Raw genomic sequence first — 19,046 nt, 5'->3', positions numbered from 1 at the left:
TGCGATCATGGCCGCATGAAGCCACGACGCTGGAATCCGGAGACCGTCGCGCCGCCGCTGGGGCGCTACAGCCACCTGGCCGAGGTGCCGCCCGGGCACCGGCTGGTGTTCGTCTCGGGTCAGCTCGGTGTCCTGCCGGACGGCTCCCTCGCCGGGCCGGACGCCGAAACCCAGGCGCGGCGGATCTTCGTCAACCTCGAGACTCTCCTCGCCGCGCAGGGCGCCGGGCCGGAGCACCTGGTGAAGCTGCTGACGCTGGTTGCCGGTACGGAGCACCTGGCGGGGTACCGGGCCGCGCAGGCCGAGGCGTTCGCGAAGTGGTTCCCGGACGGCGACTTCCCGGCCCAGTCGCTGGCCGTGGTGGCCGCACTGGCGGGGCCGGACTACACGGCGGAGGTGGAAGCGGTCGCGGCCGTCCCGGCGGGGGACTAGACGACGGCGAGCGCGACGCCCGCCCCGGTGATCACGACGCACGCCGCGATCGTCGTGCGGCGGTAGTGCAGGATCAGCGCCGCGAACTCGCGCAGCAGGGCGCTCGGCAGGAAGTAGTGCGCGGTGGGGGAGCCGGTCGCGTGGATCGGCAGCCCGAGGCGGCGGCACTCCACGGCCGTGCGGAAGACGTGGTAGTTGCTGGTGACCGCCAGGACACGGCCGGGGCGGTCGGACTGGGGGAGCAGCGCCGCCGACAGCCGCAGGTTCTCCTCGGTCGTCGTCGCCTGGTCCTCGCGGCGGATCCGGTCCTCCGGGACACCGCGCTCGCGGAGGTAGCCGTGCATCGCCTCGGCCTCGGTGACGCTCTCGCCCGGCCCCTTCCCACCGGAGACGACCAGCAGCGGCGGGTGCTCGGGTTCCCTTTCGTAGAGCCGGATCGCGCGCTCGAGCCGGCCGGCGAGCAGCGGCGGCACGCGGTCGTCCGAGAGCCCGCAGCCGAGGACGATGATCGCTTCGACGTCCCGGTGGCGTCCGACCCTGCTGTACAGCACCGAATAGGCCAGCAGCGACACGAACAGGAACCCGAAGTAGCCGGTGAGCACGATGACGATCGCCACGAGCGCGGTGCCCCACCGGCCGAGCGGGACGAAGAACAGCACTTCGAGCGTGATCAGGCCGGCGCCGAGGGCGAGGGAAAGCAGGTTCCCGGTGCTGCGGCCTTCCTTCCGCCACATCTGCACGCCGTTGAAGATCAGCGCGGCGGGCAGCACCAGCGCGACGATCACCGCGACCGCGGCCAGCAGGACCGCCACCACCGGGGTCAGCCAGTCGAGGTGCAGGGCCTCACGCAGCAACCAGGCGCCGCCGAGCAGCAACGCGATCCCGAACCAGACGGCGTTCCCGAGCCGCCGCGGTTCGCGGGCGAGCCGGATCAGGAAGACGAGCAGTGCGGCGCCGGCGGCCAAGGGCAGCGCGGCTCCGGTGAAGTTCACCCGGCCTCCCTGACTGATCCCGTGCGACGACGCCAACGTAGCCGAGGGACATCGGGGCCGCGAACCGGGGCAGGCCGGGAAAGAACCGGGGCGAGTCACCTGGAAGAGTGACTCGCCCCGTTCGTCAGGCCTTTTTCTGCATGCTCGACCGGGCCGGGTTCGCCTGGTCGGCCGCCTTCGGGTCCTTCTCGCCGGCCTTGGCGCGGACGCCCGACTCGATCCGGTCGCCGATGTCCTTGTCCACGTTGCGCCAGTACTCGAACGCGCGCTGCAGCACCGGCTCGGTGACGCCGTTGAGCAGGTGACCCACGACGTTGTCGACGAACCGCTCGCGGCCGGCGTCGTCGAAGACCTCACGGATCATCGTGCCCGCCTGGCCCCAGTCGTCGTCCTCTTCGCGCAGCGTGTACGCCGTGCGGACCATGTCGCCGTCGGTGTGCCAGCCCGCCGGCTGGCCGTACTTCGCGACGTCGGCGTGCGGGCCGCCCTTCGAGTTCGGTGCGTACACCGGGTCGGCGACCTTGGTGTAGCGCATCGCGCCGTCCTTGCTGTAGCTGTGCACCGGCGACACGGGCGCGTTGACCGGCAGCTGCTTGTAGTTCGCGCCGATCCGGTAGCGGTGCGCGTCCGGGTAGGAGAACAGCCGGCCCAGCAGCATCTTGTCCGGGCTCGCGCCGATCCCCGGCACCAGGTTGCTCGGCTCGAACGCGGCCTGCTCGATCTCGGTGTGGTGATCGGTCGGGTTCCGGTCCAGCGTCATCCGGCCGACGTCGATGAGCGGGTAGTCCGCGTGCGGCCACACCTTCGTCAGGTCGAACGGGTTGAAGCGGTAGGTCTTCGCGTCCTCGAACGGCATGACCTGGACCTTGAGCGTCCAGCTGGGGTGGTCGCCGGCCTCGATCGACTCGTACAGGTCGCGCGTGTGGTAGTCGGTGTCGGCGGCGGCCATCTGGTCGCCCTCGTCCTGGGTGAAGGTCTCGACGCCCTGGTCGGTCTTGAAGTGGTACTTCACCCAGAAGCGTTCCCCGCCGGCGTTGACCCACATGTAGGTGTGCGAGCTGTAGCCGTTCATGTGGCGCCAGGTCCGCGGGATGCCGCGGTCGCCCATCAGCCACGTCACCTGGTGCGCGGACTCCGGCGACAGCGTCCAGAAGTCCCACTGCATGTCGTGGTCGCGCAGGTTGTTGTCGGCCCGGCGCTTCTGCGAGCGGATGAAGTGCTGGAACTTCAACGGGTCGCGCAGGAAGAACACCGGGGTGTTGTTCCCGACCATGTCGTAGTTGCCTTCGCTGGTGTAGAACTTGATCGCGAAGCCGCGCGGGTCGCGCCAGGTGTCGGGGCTGCCCCGCTCGCCGGCGACGGTGGAGAACCGGATCAGCAGGTCGGTCTTCGTGCCCGGCTGGAACACCGCGGCCTTGGTGTACGCGCTGACGTCGCCGGTCACCTCGAACTTCCCGAAGGCGCCGCTGCCCTTGGCGTGCGGCTGCCGCTCGGGGACGCGCTCGCGGTTGAACTGCGCCATCTGCTCGATGAGGTAGTTGTCGTGCAGCAGGATCGGGCCGTCCGCGCCGACGGTGAGCGAGTGCTCGTCGCTTTCGACGGGGATACCGGCGTCGGTGGTGGTCGGTTCGGGATGGATCTGCGTCACTGCGGTCCTCTTTCTGCGTGGTGGTTCGCGGCGCACCCGGGGCAGAAGCCCCAGAACACCACTTCCGCCTCGTCGATGGTGAAGCTGTGCCCGGTGCCGGGGGTGAGGCAGGGCGTGGCGCCGACCGCGCAGTCGACGTCCTCGGTCCGCCCGCACCCGCGGCACACGACGTGGTGGTGGTTGTCCCCGGCTCGCCGCTCGAACCGGGCGGGGTGACCCGGCAGTTCGATCCGCCGGATCAGGCCGGCTTCCGTGCACGCGCCCAGGACGTCGTAGATCGCCTGGGTGGACACGGAATCCAGCATCGTGCGGACGCCGGTGCCGATGGCGTCCACAGTGGAATGAGGGTGCTGCGCCAGCCACGTCAGCACCGCCCGTCGGGGCGCGGTTACCCGCAGACCCGCCGCTCGTAACATGCCGGCCGCATCGCTCATGACTCCCCACCGTGCGCCTGTTTCTGGACCGGGTCAAGTCCACGGACGGACGGTTTCGAAGGGGTGAAAACGGGTAACCGCCAGGAACTTCTGGCATCGTGGGCGGGATGGTGGACGACCCGCGACCGGCGTTCGTGCTGCACGAGCACTGGCGGCCCCAGCACCACTTCGACCTGCGCCTGGAGGAGAACGGCGTGCTGCGGTCGTGGGCGGTGCCGCGTGGCCTCCCGCCGGACGCGGGCGGCAACCGGCTCGCGGTCGCCGTGCCCGATCACGCCCTCGACCACCTGGATTACGAGGACGAGCACAAGAAGGTCGCCGACACCGGCTGGTGGGAGGAGCACGACCGCACGGCCAAGCGAATGCTGTTCACGTTGCACGGCCGGGAAAGCGATGTCCGGTACGCGCTGATCGACACCGGCCGGGACTGGCTGCTGCACCGGACCAAGGAGCAGCCGGGCTAACCCGGCAGGCCCTTTCGATGAGGGCGAGGGCCCGCCGGGCGGTGGGCCGGCGCTCGCTCGATCCGGTCGAGCAGGGAGAACGCGTCGGTGAAGTGGCCGGACGACTGCGTGCTCAGGCGGCGACCGTGCGGGGCGTGGCCGCCGCGCGGTGCGCCCAGTGGCCGAGGACGGCGAGCAGGGCGATCTCCAGGACCATCATCAGGCGTTCCACCAGGCCGGTGGCCACGGTCGGCAGGTGGCCGCCGAGCACGACGTTCACCGCGAACGGGACGATGAACGGCAGGTAGAACGGGATCGCGGCCAGCGCCAGCCGGCGCGACCAGGTGGCGAACCGCCGCCAGCGCGGGTCGTCGCGGTGGCGCCGGCCCAGCGCCCAGCCGACGACCGGCAGGCTCAGGCACGTCACCGCGGAGGCGTAGAGGTGGATCTTGCCGGTGGTCGTGATGGCCCCGCCCTGCGGATCCTTCGCGAAGATCGCCACCGTCAGCAGGCTGACGCACCAGAGCGCCTTCGCCGCGACGAGCGGCGGGTTGGCCAGCAGGCCGCGGCGGTAGAGCGCGACGAGCAGCAACGCCGAGCCGGTGCTGGTGAGGATCAGCGCGCCGTCCCACATCCAGCGGCCGGGGACCAGCGCGTAGTCGCTGAGCATCGCCGTGACCGGATCGAGCGGCGCGAGACTCCGGTCGAGGTGCAGCACGGCGAGCAGGACGACGGCCGCGGCGAACGCGGCCTGCGCGCCGGGCACGAGCAGCCGGGCGGGAAGGGACAGTCGGGTGGGTGCGGGGGCCAGCATGCCTAGGTTCACTCCGGGGGCGCTCTGCGGGTTCAGGCGAAGTCGGCGACGCTACTCGTGACCATTCCGTGACCATGGCCGACGCGCCCGCGCTGTGACCGACCCCACTCCCGGCGGTCGATTCCCGCCGCCGAGCACACCGCCCACGGCAGTGGGGTTCCGCCACTGGCGGGTCGGGGTGGGCTGTAGCCGCACTTCCGCCGGGCGCGAACCCGGCCGCACCCGTCCGGCAGCCGGGCGCGGCCATCGCCGAACGTTCTCCTCGGGCGCCATCGATGGCCGCAGCCGCGCTCGCGGTGTGCGCAACCCGTGGGCGTCCTGGCCGCCGCAGGCGTGACCGGGTTCGAGGCCGCGCTCTCGCTGGGTGCGATGGGCGGCGTGACCGTGGTCACCCGCGCTCACCATCGGAAGTGCGCCGCCGATGCCGTGGTCGGATTCCCGCCGGACGCACCGCGGGCTCAACCCGCGACACCGCTGCAGGACGCCCTGACGGCCTCGAGCCCGAGGTGGGTCAGTGGTAGCCGTCCTGGGGGATTTCCGCCGAGTCCGTCAAGCGCAGCTTGCGCCTCGCGCGCTGGTAGAACGTCGTCATGCCGAGGCGGACCACCCGGGCCGCGCTCGGGCGGCCGCGCAGGTCCAGGCGGTCGCCGGGGGAGACGTAGCCCGCGACCTGGCCGTCGACCTCCACCGCGAGGCGCCCGCTCGTCGGCAGGACCTCCAGCGCCACCGTGTCGTGCACCGACAGCACCACACCCCGGCTGTACGCCGAGTGCGGCGCCGCCGGCGTCACCAGCAGGGCCTCCACCGACGGGCTCGTGATCGGGCCGCCCGCGGAGAAGCTGTACGCCGTCGAGCCGGTCGGCGTCGCGACGATCACCGCGTCCGCCGAGTAGCTCACGAACTGCTGGCCGTTGACCCGGACCGCGACGACCGCGCTGCCGTCGCCCGGCACGCGCACCACCGCGATGTCGTTGAACGCGGTGATCCGCTGCCCGTCGAACACGGCGTCGACGGCGAGGCGCGGTTCCACCGTGAACTCGTTGCCGTCGATCGCCGACAGCGCGCTCGGCAGGTCGGGTACGTCGACCTCGGCGAGGAACCCGAGCTTGCCGAGGTTCACCCCGAGCACCGGCGCGCGCTGGCCGTCGGCCAGCCGCATGGCGCGCAGCATCGTGCCGTCGCCGCCCAGGCTGACCAGCAGGTCCGAGCGGCGGCCCAGCTCCTCCGACGTCACGCCGATCGCGGCGCACTTCAGCCGGACGATCTCGTCGGCGATGCCGAGGATCTCGATGCCGCGGTTCCCGGCCCAGCCGAGCACCGCCTCGACGGCGGCGGCCGAGTCGCGGCGGGGGTGCAGGACCAGGCCCGCGCTGTGCATCAGCGGGCCCGGAGGGGCGAAGGCGTCATGCGCCCAGTCTGCACGTTCAGGCGGGCCGCCGCGAGAACCGCAGCGCGCCGTCGTCGATCTTGCCGTGGCGCAGCTTGACGACGTCGTGGGCGTAGCTCATGCCGAGCGTCCACGGCGCCCGCGAGCCGGCCTTCGGGAACTCCTCGATCGACCGCAGCACGTACCCGGCGTCGAAGTCGAGCAGCGGCCGTTCGGTGACCGCCGGGTCGTCGTTCACCGGGACGGCCTGGTCGTGCCCGGTCCGGTCGAGGTGGCGCAGCAGCCGGACGACGTACTCGCCGACGAGGTCGGCTTTCAGCGTCCACGACGCGTTCGTGTAGCCGATCGTGAAGACGAAGTTCGGCACCCCGCTGAGCATCATCCCCTTGTACGCCATGGTTTCCGGCAGCTTGACGACGTGCCCGTCGACGGCCAGCTCGATGCCGCCGAAGGCCAGCAGCCGCAGCCCGGTGGCCGACACGACGACGTCCGCTTCGAGCTCGGCACCGGACTCCAGCCGGATCCCGTTCTTGGTGAACGACGCGATCCGGTCGGTGACGATCGAGGCGTCACCGTGCTTGATCGAGCGGAACAGGTCGCCGTCGGGCACCAGGCACAGCCGCTGGTCCCACGGCTGGTACTTCGGCTTGAAGTGCGTGTCGACGGCGTAGCCGGGCGGCAGCTGCTTCATCGCGGCCTTGCGGATCATCGCCTTCACGACGCCGGGACGACGACGGCTGAGCTGGTAGATCAGCGTGCTCACGGCGACGTTCTTCCACCGCGCGATCGGGTACGCCAGCTTCGGGCCGAGCAGGCCGCGCAGCCGGTTGGCCAGCGCGTCCTCCGACGGCAGCGAAAGGATGTAGGTGGGGGAGCGCTGCAGCATGGTGACGTGCTCGGCGCGGTCGGTCATCGCCGGCACGAGGGTCACGGCGGTCGCGCCGCTGCCGATCACGACGACCTTCTTGCCGGTGTAGTCCAGGTCCTCGGGCCAGTGCTGGGGGTGCACGACGGTGCCGCCGAAGTCCTCGATCCCGGGGAACTGCGGCGTGTGGCCGCCTTCGTAGTCGTAGTAACCACTGCACAGGTACAAGAACCGCGCGGTGAACCGGACGGGCTCGCCGCCGTGCGTCGCCTCGACCGTCCACAACGCGTCCTCCGTGGACCATTCCGCGCGGATCACCTTGTGCCCGAAGCGGATGTGCCGGTCGATGCCCGCCTCGGTCGCGGTGTCGCGGACGTACTGCAGGATCGACGGCCCGTCCGCGATGGCCTTCTCGCTCGTCCACGGCCGGAACCGGTAGCCGAGCGTCTGCATGTCCGAGTCGGACCGCACGCCGGGGTAGCGGAACAGGTCCCACGTGCCGCCGATGGCTTCGCGCGCCTCGAGGATCGTGTACGTCTTGCGCGGGAACGCGGAGCGGAGGTGGTGGGCGGCGCCGATGCCGGACAGCCCGGCCCCGACGATCAGCACGTCGACGTGCTCGGTCATTTCACGGCCTCCGTCTGCCGGGCACGCATGCGGTTCCGCAGGCGGGAGAGCACGGCGTAGTAGTGGGTCGGGGTGACGCGGGTGAGCGCGTCGAACAGGTAAGCGTCCGGCCCGACCAGGATACGGGCCTTCCCGCGGTCGACGCCCGTGTGGATGATCTCCGCGGCCCGTTCGGGCGAGGTCATCGTCATCGCCTCGAACTGCGCGGCCATCTCGTCTTTCGTACGGCCGCGGCCTTCGGGGTCACGCCGCACCCGGGCGTTGCGCGCGATGTTCGTGGTGATCCCGCCCGGGTGCACGGTGATCGCGCGGACGCCGGTGCCGCGCAGCTCGTGGCGCAGCGACTCGGTGAAGCCGCGGACGGCGAACTTCGCCGCGCAGTAGGCGCTCTGGTGCGGCATCCCGGCCAGGCCGAACACGCTGGACGTGTTCACGATCGCGCCCGAACCCTGCTCGGCGAGGATCGGCAGGAACGCCCGCGTCCCGTGCACGACCCCGCGGAAGTTGATGTCGTGCAGCCAGTCGTCGTCCTCGGGCACCGCGTCGAGCACGGTCGACGTCACCGCGACGCCGGCGTTGTTGAACACGGCGGCGAGCGGCGCCGGGAGCCATTCGCGCACTTCACCGGCGAAGCGGAGCTGGTCGGCGGCGTCACGGACGTCGAGGACCCGGGTGAGGACACGTCCTCGGAGCCCGGCCGCGGTCGCCTTCAGCCCGGCTTCGTCGACGTCGGCGAGGGCGACGGGGGAGCCGAGCGCGGCGAGCCTCGTCGCGAGCGCCCGGCCGATGCCGGACGCCGCGCCGGTGATCACCACCGGCCGGCCGGTGAGGCTAGCTGGTCGGGACATCGCTGCTCCTCGCGTGGCCGGCGATCAGGTCGAGCAGGGTGGGCCACGCGCCTTCGGGCAGGTTGTGCCCCATGCCGCGGACGGTTTCGAGGCGGGCCCCGGGGATCGCCCGCGCCGTGGCGGTGCCGCCGGTCGGGTGCACCATCCGGTCGCGGTCGCCGTGCACCACCAGCGTCGGCGCGGTGATCTTCTTCAGCCACGCCGTCCGGTTGCCGGACTTGAGGATCGCGCCGAGCTGGCGGCCCACCCCGCCCGCCGTCGGGTCGCGGTCCCAGCCCGTCCCGGCCGTTTCGCGCACCCAGGCCTCGTCGAAGGGGAAGCCGTGCGAGCCGATGTGCCGGAACATCTTCACGGCGCTTTCGACGGCCTCTTCGCGCGACTTCGGCGGCTTCCCGCCCATCAGCCGCAACGTCGAGAACGCCGGGCGGCCGATCAGGCGGGACCCGGTCGTCGACATGATCGACGTCAGGGTCCGGACCCGCGTGGGGTGCAGCGCGGCCACCGACTGGGAGATCATGCCGCCCATCGACACCCCCGCGAGGTGCACGCGGTCCAGGCCCAGCGCGTCGAGCAGGCCCACGGTGTCGGCGGCCATGTCCCTCAGGTCGTACTGCTCCGGCGGGAACCGGCCGGCGAACATCGCGGGCAGGCTCGCCGGCCGGAACCGCGGGTGCGTCGAGCGCCCGGCGTCGCGGTTGTCGAACCGGACGACCTGGAACCCGCGCCCGGCCAGCTCGGCGCAGAAGGCGTCGGGCCAGCTGTGCAGCTGCTGGCCCAGCCCGGCGACGAGCACGAGCGGCTCGGCCCCGGCGTCCCCGATGCGTTCGTACGCCAGGGAAATCCCCCGGCCGGCGTCGGCGATTTCCTCGTTCACGCGGTTCCTTCCCGGCGGCGCACGATCGCGCGCCCGCCTTTCGCCGGGGCGTAGGCGACGCCCCGGGAGTGCCAGCGTTCGCCGGCTTCGTCCGTCGGCACGAGGGTGAACTCGCGCAGCAGGGTCCGCAGCACGACGGTCATCTCCATGGTCGCGAACGCGGCGCCGATGCAGCGGCGGGTGCCACCGCCGAACGGGATCCACTGGTACAGGTCCGGGCGCGCGCCGGCGAACCGGTGCGGGTCGAACGTCGCGGCGTGCGGGAAGAGCGCGTCGTCGTCGTGGATCAAGGCGATGCTGACGAGCACGACGTACCCCTTCGGCAGCGTCCACCGGCCGAGCCGGAAGCCGTCCTGCTTGACCTGCCGGGCGGTGAGGTCGATGACCGGCCGGGTGCGCTGCACCTCGAGGATCGTGGCGTTGAGGAGCTTGCTGTCACCGGATCCGGTGAGTTCGCGCAGCACGCCGGGGTGCCGCCGGAGCCGTTCGACCGCCCAGGCGAGGGTGGTCGCCGTGGTCTCGTGCCCGGCGGTGAGCAGGGTGAGCAGCTGGTCGGCGATCTCCTCCCGGCTCAGCTCGGAACCGTCGTCGTACCGGCTCTGCAGCATCAGCGCGAGGACGTCGTCGCGGTCGTCGAGCCGGTCGTCCGCGCGGGCCTTGGCGATCAGCCGGTCGACGATCGCGTCGTACTCGCGGCGCAGCCTCTCGAAGCGGCGCCACGGGTTCAGGCGGCCCTTCTTGGAGATCGGCAGCACGGCCAGGCGTGAACCGAGCGTGACGAACGGCGGGAGCAGGGCGCGCAGTTCGGCGAACTCGGCCCCTTCCGCGCCGAACACCGCGCGCAGGATGGCGTTGAGGGTGATCCGCATCATCGACGGCAGCGTCGCGAACGCGCGGTCCTCCGGCCAGGTCGCCAGCTCCCGGACGGTCTCTTCCTCGACGATCTTCTCGTACGCGGCGAGCCGGCGGCCGTGGAACGGCGGGACCAGGAGCTTGCGCTGCCGGCGGTGGTCCTCGCCGGAGAGGGCGAACAGCGACCGCGGGCCGAGCACCCGCCCGAGGTTGACCTCCTGGTTGTCGACCAGGTCCGGCCCGGACATGAACAGCTGCTTGATCTCGGCGGCGCCGCTGATCACGACGGCGCGGCCGAAGATCGGCACGTTCACCGTGAAGGCGTCGCCGTACTTCGCCCGCAGGCGGTGCAGGCCGCGCAGCGGGCTGGTCAGCGCGTAGGCGCCCTGGACGGCGCGGGGCGCGGTCGGCCCCGGGGGCAGCGTCACCGGGCCCGGTGGGCGTGTCACGGTCGTCATCGACTCTCCCGACTGGTGGTACGCAGGCGTACCGTCGGTACGGTACGCCGGAGTACCATCCGGTTTCAAGAGGTTTTCGTAATGGAAGAAGGGGTATAGCGTGACCACGGTGACGACGGTCGAGACCCGCCAATTCCGGCAGCGGCTGCTCGACGGCCTGGCCGCTTCGATCACCGAAACCGGGTTCCGCGAAACCACGGTCGCCGACGTCGTCCGCCGCGCCCGCACGTCCCGCCGGACCTTCTACGAACACTTCTCCGGCAAGGAAGCGTGCTTCATCGCGCTGCTCGCCGACGCGAACCGGGACATGATCCGGCAGATCTCGGAGGCCGTCGACCCCGCCGCGCCCTGGGCGGACCAGGTCCGGCAGGCGATCGAAGCGTGGATCGCCTGCGCGGAGTCCGAACCCGCGATCACCCTCAGCTGGATCCGCGACGTCCCCGCGCTCGGCGTCACGTCGCGTGAGCTGCAGCGCGAGGCGATGGAAGGGTTCATCGCGATGACGCAGCGGCTGACCGACACGGCCGAGATGCGCGCGGCGGGGATCAGCCCGCCGTCCCGGCAGCTGGCGATCATGCTCCTGGGCGGGTTGCGCGAGCTGATCGCCACGACCGTCGAGGACGGCGGCCGGGCCGGCGACGTCACCGAGCTCGCGGTGCGCGCGTCCATCGCCCTGCTGGGTCCTTGACCTCGACACCGGCGCACCAGACGCGGGCGATCGCGCGGGTGGCGGTGATGTCGGCGAGCGGGTCGGCGTCGAGCAGGACGAGGTCGGCACGCAGGCCGGAGCGGATGGCGCCGCGGTCGTCAAGCCCGAAGTGCCCGGCGGGCAACACCGTGGCCGCGCGAAGGGCGTCCACAGTGGACAGGCCGGCCGCGACGAGCAGTGCGAGTTCGTCGTGCAGGCTCTCTCCGTGCGCGACTTCGGCCGGCACGCCCGGCTCGTTGTTGGCGTCCGTCCCGGCCAGGATCGGCACACCCGCGCGGTACAACGCGGTCACCGACGCCTTCGCACCGTCGTAGAGCTGCGGTTGTCCGACCGTCGTGGATACACCCTTCATCATGATCAGGGTCGGCGCGACGATCCGGGCGCGGGCGACGTCGTCCGCGTTGATCGGGGCGCCCAGCGGTGCGTGCGTGACGACGTCGACGCCGGCGTCGAGGGCCATCGTGTACGCGCCGGCGGAGGTCGCGTGCGCGACGACCAGCAGCCCGGCGTCGTGCGCGGCGTCGGTGAGCGCGCGGGCGGCCGGCAGCTCCGGGCCGCCACCGCCGGGCGCCTCCAGGACGATCTTCAGATAGTCGGACCCCGCCGCGACCCGGGCGGCGACGAACGCCCCGGCCTGGCCGGGATCGGTGACGACGGCCTCGGCGGGCATGCCGGGGATCCGGGCGTGCATCCCGGCCGGGCCGATCGCCGGGACGCCGGCGCTGCGGATGTCGGTCAGCCCCGGCTGGTGCCGCAGGGATGCCAGCAGGTCGGCCGAGAAGGTGGCCATGTCGAGGCCGGTCGTGACGCCGTACCGCGCCAGCTGTTCGAGGCTCTCGCGGCCGTGCAGGTGGATGTGGGTGTCGATGAGCCCGGGCAGCAGGACGCGCCCGCTGCCGTCGACGGTCTCGGCGCCCGCCGGGTCGTCCCCGATGACGGCGCCGTCGAGCACGACGGTGCGCGGCTCGGTGAGCCCGGTGCCGTCGAAGACCCGGACGTTCGTGACGGCTGTCCTGCTCATGGGTGGCCCTCTCCGATAAGGAACGATATCGTTCACTAATTACGGTACACGGAGAGGAGGCCGATGCCCGACACGCGGCGGCGGGGCGACGACCTGCTGCGGGCGATCTACTCGTCGACGCTGGCCGAGCTGGCGGAAGGGAGTTTCGAGGAGCTGAGTTTCGAGAAGATCGCCCTTCGCGCCCACACGGGCAAGGCCGCCCTCTACCGGCGCTGGTCGGCACCGGCGGACCTGGTGCTGGCCGCGCTGGCCGACCCGGTGGCCGGTTTCGCCGAGACCCCGCCGCCGCGCACCGGCAGCCTGCGCGGCGACCTGCTGGTGCTCCTCGGCGGTCTCGCCCGCGTGCTCGGCGAACCGCACGGCCGCGCGCTGGTCCAGCTGATCACGCAGCGCCGGCGTCACCCCGAGCTGTTCGAGCGGGTGCGGGACCTCGTGCTGCGGCCGCGGCAGGACCTGATCCTGGAGCTGCTGGGGGAGACCGGCACCGCCCGGCTCGCCGCGGTCGGGCCACGCCTGGTCCTGGTCGCGCACCTCGAATCCGGCCCGGTGCCCGGGACGGAGATCGCGGCGATCGTCGACGAGGTGCTCCTGCCGCTGGTCGGCTAGGTTCGGAAGCCATGGAGAGCGACAACACCCAGAGCGTGTTCGACGTCCTCGCGGAGGCCGCGGCGCTGCCCGAGACCGCCGAGACCATGCTGGTGGACAAGTACTTCGTCGACAAGGCTTCGGCCAGCGCCCGGATCTTCCGGATCTACCGCGAAGTACCGTTGCACTACCACGAGGAGTGCGACGAGCACCTGTACCTCCTCAGCGGCCGCGGCACGTTCCACCTCGACGGCGAAGAATTCGAGGCCCGGCCCGGAATGTTCCTGGCCTTCGAGCGGCTCAAGGTCCACGGGTTCCCTCGCGTCTCCGAGGAACCTCTCGTCGTCCTGGCGATCGACGTGCCCCGCCGGCGCCCGGACGACATCGTGTTCGTCGACCCGTCGGCCGGCGACGCGAAGACCTTCATGGCCCGCAACGCCGAGGGCGGCTGACCGGGTTCCCAGCGCGCGGACGTCCGTTGACAGCCACGGAGCGTCCCGGTGTACTCGGGATCATGGACGGCAGCCGCTTCACCCGCTGTACCGCCTGACCCAGCCCATCCCGAGCACCCCGCGTACGCGGGCTCCTTGTCGTGCCCGAACGAAGGAAACCTCATGACCACAACGGAAGAATGGATCAGGGCGGCCCGGGACGTCGCCGCGAAGCTCGCGGTCGACGCCGTCGAGCGCGACCGCGGCAACGCCACGCCGTACCAGGAAGTCCAGCTGCTCAAGGACACCGGCCTGGTGACCCTGCTCGGCCCCGCCGAACACGGCGGTGGCGGGCAGACCTGGGACACCGCCTACCGCGTCATCCGCGAGATCGCCCGCGCGGACGGCTCGATCGGGCAGCTGCTCGGTTACCACTACCTGTGGGCGTGGGCGGCGCGGCTGGTCGCGACCGACGAACAGATCGTCGCTGTAGAAGAGCTTTACACCACCAACAACTTCTTCTTCGGCGGCGCGGTCAACCCGCGCGACTCCGACCTGACCATCACGCAGGACGGCGACGACATCGTCTACAACGGACACAAGTCGTTCTCGACCGGCAGTAAGGTGTCCGACCTGACCGTGCTCGAAGGCATCCTCGAGGGGACCGAGGACCACGTCTTCGCGATCGTGCCCTCCGCACAGGACGGGATCGTCTTCCACGACGACTGGGACAACCTCGGCCAGCGGCTCACCGAGTCCGGCAGCGTCACGATCACCGACGTCCGGGTGCCGTGGGCGAGCGCGGCCGGGTACGTCGACCGGACTTTCCGGCCGTTGACGTACAACACGCTCAACGTGCCGGCGATCCAGCTCGTGTTCACCAACTTCTACCTCGGCATCGCCCAGGGCGCGCTCGAGGCCGGGCTGGCCTACACCCGCGAGCGCACGCGGGCGTGGCCGTACGGCGGCGACGACAAGGACGACGCCACCGAGGAGTGGTACATCCTCGACGGCTACGGCGACCTGCAGGCGAAGCTGTGGGCGGCCGAGGCGCTCACGGACAAAGCGGGCGCGGTGATCTCCAAGGTGCTGCACGCGCCGCGGGAGGAGCTGACGCCGGAGGCCCGCGGCGAGCTGGCCGTACTGATCGCCGCGGCCAAGCAGCGCGTGATCGAAACCGGGCTGGAGATCGGGACGAAGATCTTCGAGCTGACCGGCGCCCGGGCGAGCGCGGCCAAGTACGGCCTGGACCGGTTCTGGCGGAACCTCCGCACGCACTCGCTGCACGACCCGGTGGCCTACAAGCGGCGTGAAGTCGGGGTGTACGCGCTGCGCGGCGAGGTGCCCGAGCCGACCTGGTACACCTGAGCCGCAGTCTCATATTGCGACAGCCGCGCGGCCGCCACCGTCCTAGGTTCGGTGGGCGGCCGTGCCCGGACGCGGGTGCCGGGCGGTCGCCGGAGGCGACGATGAAGGCGCTGGTCTACCACGGTCCGGGCGCGAAGGCCTGGGAAGACGTCCCGGACGCGGCCGTCCAGGAGCCCACCGACGTGGTCGTGCGCGTCGACACGACCACCATCTGCGGCACCGACCTGCACATCCTGCAGGGCGACGTCGCCGCGGTGACCGACGGCCGGATCCTCGGCCACGAAGCGGTCGGCACGGTGACGGCGATCGGCGACGCGGTCCGCGCGTTCGCCGTCGGCGACCGGGTGCTCGTCCCGGCGATCACGCAGTGCGGGCGGTGCGAGTACTGCGGCCGCGGGATGCCGTCGCACTGCCGGACGGTCGGCGGCATCGGCTGGATCTTCGGCCACCTCATCGACGGCACCCAGGCCGAGCTGGTGCGCGTCCCGTTCGCGGACACGTCGCTGTACGCGGTCCCGGACGACGTCACCAACGAACAGGCGATCTTCCTGGCCGACTCGCTGCCGACGGGTTACGAGGTCGGCGTCCTGGCCGGCCGCGTCCGCCCGGGCGACACGGTGGCGGTCGTCGGCGCGGGCGCGGTCGGCCTGTCGGCGATCCTCACGACGGGCCTGTGGGGCGCGTCGAAGGTGATCGCGGTGGACTCCAACAAGTTCCGCCTCGAGAAGGCCCTCGACTTCGGCGCGACGGACGCGATCGAGGCCGGCCCGGACACTCGCGCCGACGTACTGGGCCTGACCGACGGCCTCGGCGTCGACGTCTCGATCGAGGCGGTCGGCTACCCCCAGACCCTGCAGACCGCGGCGTCCCTGGTCCGCCCCGGCGGCCGCATCGCGAACATCGGCGTCCACGGCGTCCCGGTCGAGCTGCCGATGCAGGAGATGTGGATCCAGAACATCACCCTGACGATGGGCCTGGTGGACACGGTCTCGATCCCGACGCTGCTGAAGATGGTGTCCTCGGGCCGCATCCCGGCGGAGAAGATGGGCACCCACACGTTCACCTTCGCCGAGATGGAGGAGGCGTACGAGGTCTTCGCCAACGCGGCGGCCAACTCGGCGCTGAAGGTGATCATCACCCCCTGACAGCCGGCGACGGGGACGGCCCGGCGTCAGGTCATCGTCGGGTCGCCCCAGGCCAGCTCGGGCGGCCGGCCCATCCGGGGCCGCACCGGGACCGCGGCGCCGCCGAAGGGTGAGGCGGTGACCCCGGGGCGGGACATCTCCAGCCGCAGCCGGAGCGCCCCGGTGACGTCGAGGTCGATCGTGGCCGGCTTCCCGAGCGCCACCTGGTGGGCGGACTGCGGGGCGCCGTCGAGGAAGACCTGGAAGTGCCCGACCTGGAACGGATCGGCGGCGTCGTCGAGCACCCCGACGACGGCGGTCAGCCGTTGGTAGTGGCCGCCGAGGTCCATCTCGACGTACCCACCCGAGCCGGTCGGGCGTTTGGTGGGCCGCAGCACGATGCTGTTGTCGTAGCGGATCCCGTCGATCAAGGCGCTGTCGCGGCGGATCCCGCTGCTGGCCACGACCCACGGCAGCTCGTTGGCCGGCGTCGGCCGGGGCTCCCGGGAACCGCCGCCGCGCCACTCGCCGCGCTGGGGCATCGAGTACTGGCCGTGCCCGGTGATCGCGGTGAGCAGGTCGGCGATCCCGGCATCGGTGAACTCGTCGATGTGGTACCTCGTCGTCGAATGGCCGTTGAGGAACACCGGGATCTCGTCAACCGAGCGCCCCGGCAGGATCACGGGCAGCACGCGTTCCGTTTCCCGGCGCAGGTCCCGGGTCAGGTTGTCCCGGATGATCCCCGCCTCGAACTGCGCGCCCCGCCCCTCGTCGGACGCGGCCGTGCCGTCGGCCCGGCGTTTGTACTCGGGCGAGGCGATGACCAGGATGAAGTCCGCTTTGGTGAGGTGCTCGACGGCCCACAGGGACCAGTCCCGGCGCCGGTTGTCGTACCAGGCGTCGAGGTGCACGTCCAAGCCGATGGCGGCGCGCAGGAACCTCGCGAACTTCTCCACGAGTTCCTTGTGTTCGGGGGTGTCGTGCGAGTAGGTGACGAACACCCGTGGCGCGTCGCGGTCGGCCATCGACACTCCTCCTGAAGGGCAAGTCGGTGATTCACCGATCCGAATGACCGGTGTTGCGGAACCATTTATCGCGCGGCCGCACTGAGCTGCAAGCTCCAGATGGAACTTTTCGCGTGGATCAAACGCAACCCGGCGGGCGACCGTCCGCTGGGGGCGCTGTTCGTGATGGACGAGGCCCAGATGCTCGCGGCCTCGGGCACGCTCACGGCGAGCACGCGCAGCACGATCGTCCTCGCGTCCCAGGCCCGGAAGTACGGGCTGGGGTTGCTGTTCGCGACGCAGGCGCCGAAGGGCCTGCACAACCAGGTGGTCGGCAACGCGATGACGCAGTTCTTCGGCCGGCTCAACAGCCCGGCGCAGATCGCGGCGGCCAACGAATTGGCCCGCGCGAAGGGCAGCCCGGTCGCCGACATTTCGAGGTTGGAGCGCGCGCAGTTCTACGTGGCGGGGGAGGCGTTCGGCTTCCGCCAGATCGCGACACCGCTGTGCCTGACCCACCACCCGGCGAGCCCGTTGCGGCTGGAAGAGGTGATCAGCCGGGCCCGGGACGCCTGAACCTGTCGATCCGGGCGCCGCCCGTTCGACGCCTGGGTGAAGGAGGTTCCCATGTCCCAGGTGATCTTGTACATGTCGATGTCGCTGGACGGGTTCATCGCGGGCCCGGACGACCGCGCGGGCCAGGAGCTCGGCCGTGGTGGCGGGCGCCTGTTCAACTGGCTGGACGACCGGCTGGGCGAGGGCGTGAACGGCCGGGTGTACCGCGAGGCCATGGCCACCGGCGCGGTGATCTCGGGCCGCCGGACGTTCGAGCTGGCCGGTCGCTGGCAGGGGGACCACCACGACGGCGTCCCGATCCACGTCCTGACCCACCACGTGGACCCCGGCGACGAACCGCCGGGAAGCGCCCGGTTCTACACGGACGTCGCCGCGTGCGTGGCCGAAGCGGTGGCGGCGGCCGGCGACCGGCCGGTACTGGTGCACGGCGCGGGCGCGGCACAATCGTTGCTACGAGCGGGTTTGCTGGACGAGCTGGAGATCCACCTGGTCCCGGTCCTGCTCGGCGGCGGTCGGCGCCTGTTCGCGGAATCGGAGCGGGTCGAACTTCGCCAGACCCGGCGGCTGGACGGCCGCGACGTGACGCACCTGCGCTACGAGGTTTCCCGCTAGCGGCGCGGGCGCCGGCTCGGTCCCGGGATTGCGCCCGGGACCGAGCCTCGGCTGAGCTCAGTCGGCGTCCGGGAAGTGGATGTCGGCGATGTGCACGTCGACGCCCTCGACGTCGAGGCCGAGGAACTGTTCGACCGCTTCGATCACGTCGGTGCGGATCTTCTCGGCCAGGACCTTGACGGCGTGGCCGAAGTCGATCACCACGGAGATGGTGATGGTGGCGACGTCGCCGTCGACCGCTACCTCGACGTCGTCGCTGGTGAGTTCGTGGACGCCTTCGGCCTTGCGGGCGACCCGGTACACGATCTTCACGACGACGTCGTCGCCGATGGTGGTGGCGCCGCGGGTGCCGGCGGCGGGGCGGGCCGCGGCCGCGACGACGCGCTCGGCCTCGTCGACGACCTCCGCCTCGGCTTCGGCGACGACCGGCGCGGCTTCTTCCGTGACCTCGGCTTCTTCGGTCTCGACGGTGTCCGCGGCGGAGTCGGAGCTGTCTTCGTCCGCGGCCGCCTCGTCGGACTCCTCGGTGACGGCTTCGGCCTCGGCGCCTTCGTCCTCGACGGCTTCCTCGTCCGTCTCGTCGATGTCGGTGTCGTCGGTGTCGGTGTCCGTGTCCACGACTTCGGCGTCGGCGGAGTCGGTGGCGGCTTCGGGCTCCTCGGTCACGACGTCCGTGCCGGCGTCCTCGGTGGGCTCGGTGGTTTCGTCCTGGATCTCTTCGGTGTCAACGATTTCGGGAGCGGCGGTGTCGGCCGGAGCGGCAGGCGCGACTCCGCCGTACCCGCCGGAGGCCGGGGTGCCGGAGTTCGGGCGGCCGAAGATGCTGTTGATGACGTCGGACATGGGTTCCCCTTTTCGGGAGCGACGACTTCGGGTGGGGACGAACAAGACGGCGCCACTATAGGGCATGACCGTGACCTCGATCACGTACCCCGCCGTCGG

At 71.4% G+C, this 19,046-nt stretch carries 20 protein-coding genes and 1 pseudogene; 9 read left to right on the top strand and 12 right to left on the bottom strand.

Annotated features, from left to right (window positions below; all coding sequences use genetic code 11):
• The first annotated feature begins 15 nt into the window (after nucleotides 1-15).
• Entirely contained in the window at nucleotides 16-432 is a 417-nt protein-coding gene (locus OG494_RS14685) for a RidA family protein (RefSeq protein ID WP_328455941.1), read from the top strand.
• Here the strand turns inward: OG494_RS14685 and OG494_RS14680 are convergent.
• The 3 genes from OG494_RS14680 to OG494_RS14670 form a co-directional block, all read right to left on the bottom strand.
• Entirely contained in the window at nucleotides 429-1,424 is a 996-nt protein-coding gene (locus OG494_RS14680) for a YdcF family protein (protein WP_328455940.1), read from the bottom strand. The genes OG494_RS14685 and OG494_RS14680 overlap by 4 nt on opposite strands.
• A gap of 124 nt (nucleotides 1,425-1,548) precedes the next feature.
• Nucleotides 1,549-3,072 (bottom strand): catalase, encoded by a 1,524-nt coding sequence (locus OG494_RS14675; protein WP_328455939.1) that lies wholly within the window; start codon nucleotides 3,070-3,072, stop codon nucleotides 1,549-1,551.
• A complete protein-coding gene (locus OG494_RS14670) occupies nucleotides 3,069-3,506 on the bottom strand; it encodes a Fur family transcriptional regulator (RefSeq protein ID WP_328455938.1) in 438 nt (145 codons plus the stop codon). Before OG494_RS14670 ends, OG494_RS14675 begins: the two co-directional genes overlap by 4 nt.
• A gap of 107 nt (nucleotides 3,507-3,613) precedes the next feature.
• On the opposite strand from OG494_RS14670, the gene OG494_RS14665 reads away from it, so the two are divergent.
• On the top strand, nucleotides 3,614-3,970 hold the full coding sequence (locus OG494_RS14665) for a DNA polymerase ligase N-terminal domain-containing protein (protein WP_328455937.1): 357 nt from the start codon (nucleotides 3,614-3,616) through the stop codon (nucleotides 3,968-3,970).
• Nucleotides 3,971-4,082: 112 nt separating this feature from the next.
• Here the strand turns inward: OG494_RS14665 and OG494_RS14660 are convergent, their stop codons facing one another.
• The 6 genes from OG494_RS14660 to OG494_RS14635 form a co-directional block, all read right to left on the bottom strand.
• Nucleotides 4,083-4,763, bottom strand: a complete 681-nt coding sequence (locus OG494_RS14660; RefSeq protein WP_328455935.1) for a DUF998 domain-containing protein — start codon at nucleotides 4,761-4,763, stop codon at nucleotides 4,083-4,085.
• A 511-nt stretch (nucleotides 4,764-5,274) separates the two neighbouring features.
• Complete coding sequence (locus OG494_RS14655; RefSeq protein WP_328455933.1) at nucleotides 5,275-6,141, bottom strand: NAD(+)/NADH kinase; 867 nt, start codon at nucleotides 6,139-6,141, stop codon at nucleotides 5,275-5,277.
• A gap of 46 nt (nucleotides 6,142-6,187) precedes the next feature.
• The gene (locus tag OG494_RS14650) at nucleotides 6,188-7,642 is read right to left on the bottom strand and encodes a flavin-containing monooxygenase (protein ID WP_328455932.1); all 1,455 of its coding nucleotides are present in this window, start codon (nucleotides 7,640-7,642) and stop codon (nucleotides 6,188-6,190) included.
• On the bottom strand, nucleotides 7,639-8,490 hold the full coding sequence (locus OG494_RS14645) for an SDR family NAD(P)-dependent oxidoreductase (protein WP_328455930.1): 852 nt from the start codon (nucleotides 8,488-8,490) through the stop codon (nucleotides 7,639-7,641). The genes OG494_RS14650 and OG494_RS14645 overlap by 4 nt, the downstream gene beginning before the upstream one ends.
• On the bottom strand, nucleotides 8,474-9,364 hold the full coding sequence (locus OG494_RS14640) for an alpha/beta fold hydrolase (protein WP_328455928.1): 891 nt from the start codon (nucleotides 9,362-9,364) through the stop codon (nucleotides 8,474-8,476). The genes OG494_RS14645 and OG494_RS14640 overlap by 17 nt, the downstream gene beginning before the upstream one ends.
• On the bottom strand, nucleotides 9,361-10,674 hold the full coding sequence (locus OG494_RS14635; RefSeq protein ID WP_328455926.1) for a cytochrome P450: 1,314 nt from the start codon (nucleotides 10,672-10,674) through the stop codon (nucleotides 9,361-9,363). The genes OG494_RS14640 and OG494_RS14635 overlap by 4 nt, the downstream gene beginning before the upstream one ends.
• 100 nt (nucleotides 10,675-10,774) lie before the next feature.
• Here OG494_RS14635 and OG494_RS14630 point away from each other — a divergent pair, with 100 nt between their 5' ends.
• Nucleotides 10,775-11,362: a TetR/AcrR family transcriptional regulator gene (locus tag OG494_RS14630; RefSeq protein WP_328455924.1), complete on the top strand. Its 588-nt coding sequence runs from the start codon at nucleotides 10,775-10,777 to the stop codon at nucleotides 11,360-11,362.
• On the opposite strand, the gene OG494_RS14625 is transcribed toward OG494_RS14630, so the two are convergent.
• Entirely contained in the window at nucleotides 11,316-12,404 is a 1,089-nt protein-coding gene (locus OG494_RS14625) for an amidohydrolase family protein (RefSeq protein WP_328455922.1), read from the bottom strand. The genes OG494_RS14630 and OG494_RS14625 overlap by 47 nt on opposite strands.
• 63 nt (nucleotides 12,405-12,467) lie before the next feature.
• On the opposite strand from OG494_RS14625, the gene OG494_RS14620 reads away from it, so the two are divergent.
• From OG494_RS14620 to OG494_RS14605, 4 genes are all read left to right on the top strand, one after another.
• On the top strand, nucleotides 12,468-13,010 hold the full coding sequence (locus OG494_RS14620) for a helix-turn-helix domain-containing protein (protein WP_328455920.1): 543 nt from the start codon (nucleotides 12,468-12,470) through the stop codon (nucleotides 13,008-13,010).
• 11 nt (nucleotides 13,011-13,021) lie between these two features.
• Nucleotides 13,022-13,441 carry a cupin domain-containing protein gene (locus OG494_RS14615; protein WP_328455918.1) on the top strand — a complete coding sequence of 140 codons (420 nt, stop codon included), beginning with the start codon at nucleotides 13,022-13,024 and terminating at the stop codon, nucleotides 13,439-13,441.
• Nucleotides 13,442-13,603: 162 nt separating this feature from the next.
• Nucleotides 13,604-14,788: an acyl-CoA dehydrogenase family protein gene (locus tag OG494_RS14610; protein WP_328455916.1), complete on the top strand. Its 1,185-nt coding sequence runs from the start codon at nucleotides 13,604-13,606 to the stop codon at nucleotides 14,786-14,788.
• Between the two features lie 101 nt (nucleotides 14,789-14,889).
• A complete protein-coding gene (locus tag OG494_RS14605) occupies nucleotides 14,890-15,933 on the top strand; it encodes an alcohol dehydrogenase catalytic domain-containing protein (protein WP_328455914.1) in 1,044 nt (347 codons plus the stop codon).
• Between the two features lie 26 nt (nucleotides 15,934-15,959).
• Here OG494_RS14605 and OG494_RS14600 read toward each other — a convergent pair whose 3' ends face one another.
• Nucleotides 15,960-16,937, bottom strand: coding sequence for an SEFIR domain-containing protein (locus tag OG494_RS14600; protein WP_328455912.1), 978 nt, complete (start codon nucleotides 16,935-16,937; stop codon nucleotides 15,960-15,962).
• 90 nt (nucleotides 16,938-17,027) lie between these two features.
• On the opposite strand from OG494_RS14600, the pseudogene OG494_RS14595 reads away from it, so the two are divergent.
• Both OG494_RS14595 and OG494_RS14590 read left to right on the top strand, forming a co-directional pair.
• Nucleotides 17,028-17,492, top strand: a pseudogene (locus tag OG494_RS14595) (AAA family ATPase); the annotation flags it as partial.
• A gap of 51 nt (nucleotides 17,493-17,543) precedes the next feature.
• Nucleotides 17,544-18,104 (top strand): dihydrofolate reductase family protein, encoded by a 561-nt coding sequence (locus OG494_RS14590; RefSeq protein WP_328455910.1) that lies wholly within the window; start codon nucleotides 17,544-17,546, stop codon nucleotides 18,102-18,104.
• A 57-nt stretch (nucleotides 18,105-18,161) separates the two neighbouring features.
• Here the strand turns inward: OG494_RS14590 and OG494_RS14585 are convergent, their stop codons facing one another.
• Complete coding sequence (locus OG494_RS14585) at nucleotides 18,162-18,947, bottom strand: Asp23/Gls24 family envelope stress response protein (RefSeq protein WP_328455908.1); 786 nt, start codon at nucleotides 18,945-18,947, stop codon at nucleotides 18,162-18,164.
• Between the last annotated feature and the right edge of the window lie 99 nt (nucleotides 18,948-19,046).

The organism is Amycolatopsis sp. NBC_00438 (genome assembly GCF_036026695.1).
In the GTDB taxonomy this organism is placed as follows: Bacteria; Actinomycetota; Actinomycetes; order Mycobacteriales; family Pseudonocardiaceae; genus Amycolatopsis.
The sequence above is the reverse complement of the archived record's forward strand: the minus strand, read 5'-3'. Positions and strand labels throughout refer to the sequence as shown.